We start from the raw sequence: 3,376 nt of genomic DNA, 5'->3' as shown, positions 1-3,376 counted from the left end.
CCCCTCCCCCGGCTCTCCGCGCCGGCGTCCCGCGCCCTCGCCGCGGCCGGGATCACCGACCTCCGCCAGTTGGACGGAACGCCCGAGAGGGACGTTCTGGCGCTGCACGGGGTCGGCCCCTCCCAGCTCGGCGTGCTGCGCGACGCACTGTCCGCGGCGGGGCTGTCCCTCGCCGATCCGCTCTCGCGGCCCCGCGCCACCGGCCGCAACGACAACACGGCGTTCCTCGAGACACCGGGCTCCCCACGGCAGTGGATCGAGGGGTTGCCCACCGCCCGGCGGGTGGAGGACGGCCTGCGCCTGCTCGAGGTCTTCGGCGAGGTCACCGGCGAACCACCGTCCATGTGGGGCTCGTCGATCGTGGGCTACGGCACGCACCACTACGTGTACGACAGCGGCCGCGAGGGCGACACCCTCCGGGTGGGTTTCAGTCCCCGCGCCGCCGCCATCAGCCTCTACGGACTGCTCGGAGCCCCGGGAGCCGACGCGTTGCTCGCGACGCTGGGGCCGCACAAGACCGGCACGGGGTGCCTCTACGTGACGACCCTGGCCCGGATCCGGGAACCCGTGCTCCGCGAACTCGTGGCGGCGGCGTGGGCGCAGCCGGACTGACGCAGCCAGAGCGTCGCCGGTGACGGTCGCGTCAGTCCCGCGGTAGCGGCTTGACTATCGGGAACAGGATCGTCTCCCTGATGCCCAGCCCGGTGAGCGCCATGAGCAGACGATCGATCCCCATACCCAACCCGGTGGTGGGCGGCATCCCCTGCTCCATCGCGGCCAGGAAGTCCTCGTCCAACACCATCGCCTCGTCGTCACCGGCCGCGGCGAGCCGCGCCTGGTCCTCGAACCGGCGACGCTGGATCACCGGGTCGACGAGCTCCGAGTAGCCGGTCGCCAGCTCGAACCCACGGACGTAGAGGTCCCACTTCTCGGTGACCCCCCGATCCGTGCGGTGATCGCGGGTCAGAGGGGAGGTCTCCACCGGGAAATCGCGGACGAACACCGGCCCCTCGAGCTGGTCACCGCACAGGTGCTCCCACAGCTCCTCGACCAGCTTGCCGTGCAGCCAGCCCCTGCCCGAGGGCACCTCGAGCCCGACCTCGCCGGCCAGTTCCGTGAGTTCCTCGACCGTCGAGTCGACCGTGACGGTGTCCTCGTCGGTGTTCCCCACCACCTCGGGGTGCTGCGCGCGCAGGGCCTCGTTGAGCGAGGGGTACATGCGCATCTCACGCCACTGCCCGCCCAGGTCGTACTCCGTGCCGTCGGCGAGGGTGACGGTGGTGGTGCCGAACACCTCGCGCGCGACCTCCTGGATGACCTCACGGATCATCGTGGCGGACGTGTCGTAGTCCCCGTAGGCCTGGTAGGTCTCGAGCATCGCGAACTCGGGGCTGTGTGAGGAGTCCACGCCCTCGTTCCGGAAGTTGCGGTTGATCTCGAAGACCCGCTCGATGCCACCCACCACGCATCGCTTGAGGTAGAGCTCGGGGGCGATGCGCAGGTACAGGTCCAGGTCCAGGGCGTTGGAGTGCGTGACGAACGGCCGGGCGGCGGCGCCGCCGTGCAACGTCTGCAGCATCGGCGTCTCCACCTCCAGGAACCCCCGCCTGTCGAGGGCGTCCCGCAGGGCCCGGACGACCTTGATGCGGGTGACCGCGTTGCGCCGGGCCGTGTCGCGCATGATGAGGTCGGTGTAGCGCTGACGGACGCGCGTGTCCTCGCTCAGTTCCTTGTGCGCCACCGGCAACGGACGCAGCGACTTGGCCGCCAGCACCCACGAGTCGGCCATGACGGACAGCTCGCCGCGCCTGGACCGCACCACGCGGCCGGTCACCGAGACGTGGTCACCGAGGTCCACGTCCTGCTTCCACGCCTCGAGCCGCTCCTCGCCCACGTTGGCCAACGAGAGCATCGCCTGCAACTGCGGGGCGAACGAGTCGGGCCCGCCCTCGGTCGCCGGGACCGACAGGTCGGCGTCCGGGCTCACGCCGTCCTGGAGTCGGACGAAGCAGAGCTTGCCCGTGTTGCGGACGAACAGCACGCGGCCCGCGACGGAGACCCGGACGTCGGTCTCCTCCCCGGGCTCGAGGGCGACGAAGCGCGGATCCGAGGCGATCTCGACGAGCCCGTGCGTGCGGGGGACCTCGACCGGATAGGCGTCGACGCCGGAATCGAGGATGCGCTGCCGCTTGTCGCGACGGATACGCAGCTGCTCGGGGGTGTCGTCGGCGGGCTCGGTCGCGGCGGGGGTCGAGTCGGTCACGACTCCCGAGGATAGTCGTCCCTATGCGGCGGGGCCGAACCCGTCACCGCGCACGTGGTCGAGGACGTGGAGGTCGAACCGGTCCGACAGCTGCTCGATGGCGGCCGCCGCCCGGACACTGTTGCCGTGCTCGTCCAGGCGCGGCGAGTAGGCCGCGATCCCGAACTTGCCGGGAACCACCGCGAACAGACACCCCGACACCCCGCTCTTCGCGGGCAGTCCGACCTGGTAGACCCAGTCGCCCGCCGCGTCGTACATCCCGCAGGTGAACATCACGCTGTTGGCGTAGCGGACCGCCTTGCGCCCGAGGATCCGCTCGTCGCTGCCGGGCTTCAGACCGCCGTTCGCGAACATGGCGGCCATGTGGGCGAGTTCGCGGACGTCCACGCGGACCGCGCACTGGCGTCCGTACCCCGCCACCACCTCGTGGGGGTCGTCCGCGAGGGTGCCCTCCTCGGCGAGGAGGTGCGCGAGCGCCTGGTTGCGGTGTGCGCTCTTGGCCTCGATGTCGGCGATCTCCTCGTCGACCTCCACGTCACGGCCGACGAGGCGGGAGAGCAGTGCGCGGATGTGCTCGAAGCGCGAGACCTCGTCGTCGTCGGTGTCCCCGACGAGCGCGTGGGCGGCCAACGCCCCGGCGTTGACCAGACCGTTGGGTGCCCGGCCGGTCCCGGCCTCGAGGGAGATCTCGTTGAAGGCGTCCCCGGAGGGTTCGACACCGATCCGCTTGGCCACCTCGTCCACGCCCTTCTGGTCCAGGGCCAGGGCGTACACGAAGGGCTTGGAGGCGGATTGGAGATCGAAGCGGATGTCGTCGTCCCCCGCCGAGGTCACGGTGCCCTCGAGGTCGCACACCGCCATCGCCAGGGCGTCGGGGTTCGGGTGTTCGTAGTCGCCGAGGTGCGGGACCAGTTCGCCCGAGGAGTCGTCACGGACCTCGTCGAGGATGCCCTGGAGAAGGTCTGCCGAGATGTGGTCCGTCATGGACGCGACCGTACCGGGGCCGGTGCCCGCGCGCCCCCGGTCGGGCGTGGTGCCGCGCTCAGTGCGCCGAGATCGCGGATCGCTCGCGCAGCAGGTGCTCGGCGTCCGAGAGCAGGCCGAGCGCCCCCG

General features: G+C 71.1%; 3 protein-coding genes. 1 reads left to right on the top strand and 2 read right to left on the bottom strand.

Going from position 1 to position 3,376, the window contains the following annotated elements:
* Window positions 1-612 (top strand): DUF1801 domain-containing protein (locus G6017_RS07100; RefSeq protein ID WP_182616670.1); only part of this gene is annotated, 612 nt, incomplete at its 5' end.
* A gap of 31 nt (window positions 613-643) precedes the next feature.
* Here the strand turns inward: G6017_RS07100 and lysS are convergent.
* Window positions 644-2,263, bottom strand: coding sequence for a lysine--tRNA ligase (gene lysS, locus G6017_RS07095; protein ID WP_182616668.1), 1,620 nt, complete (start codon window positions 2,261-2,263; stop codon window positions 644-646).
* Between the two features lie 21 nt (window positions 2,264-2,284).
* Window positions 2,285-3,247, bottom strand: a complete 963-nt coding sequence (gene glsA / locus G6017_RS07090; RefSeq protein WP_179524484.1) for a glutaminase A — start codon at window positions 3,245-3,247, stop codon at window positions 2,285-2,287.
* Window positions 3,248-3,376 lie beyond the last annotated feature (129 nt).

The sequence above is a fragment of the Dietzia sp. B44 genome (assembly GCF_014145245.1).
Taxonomy (GTDB): domain Bacteria; phylum Actinomycetota; class Actinomycetes; order Mycobacteriales; family Mycobacteriaceae; genus Dietzia; species Dietzia natronolimnaea.
The sequence above is the reverse complement of the archived record's forward strand: the minus strand, read 5'-3'. Positions and strand labels throughout refer to the sequence as shown.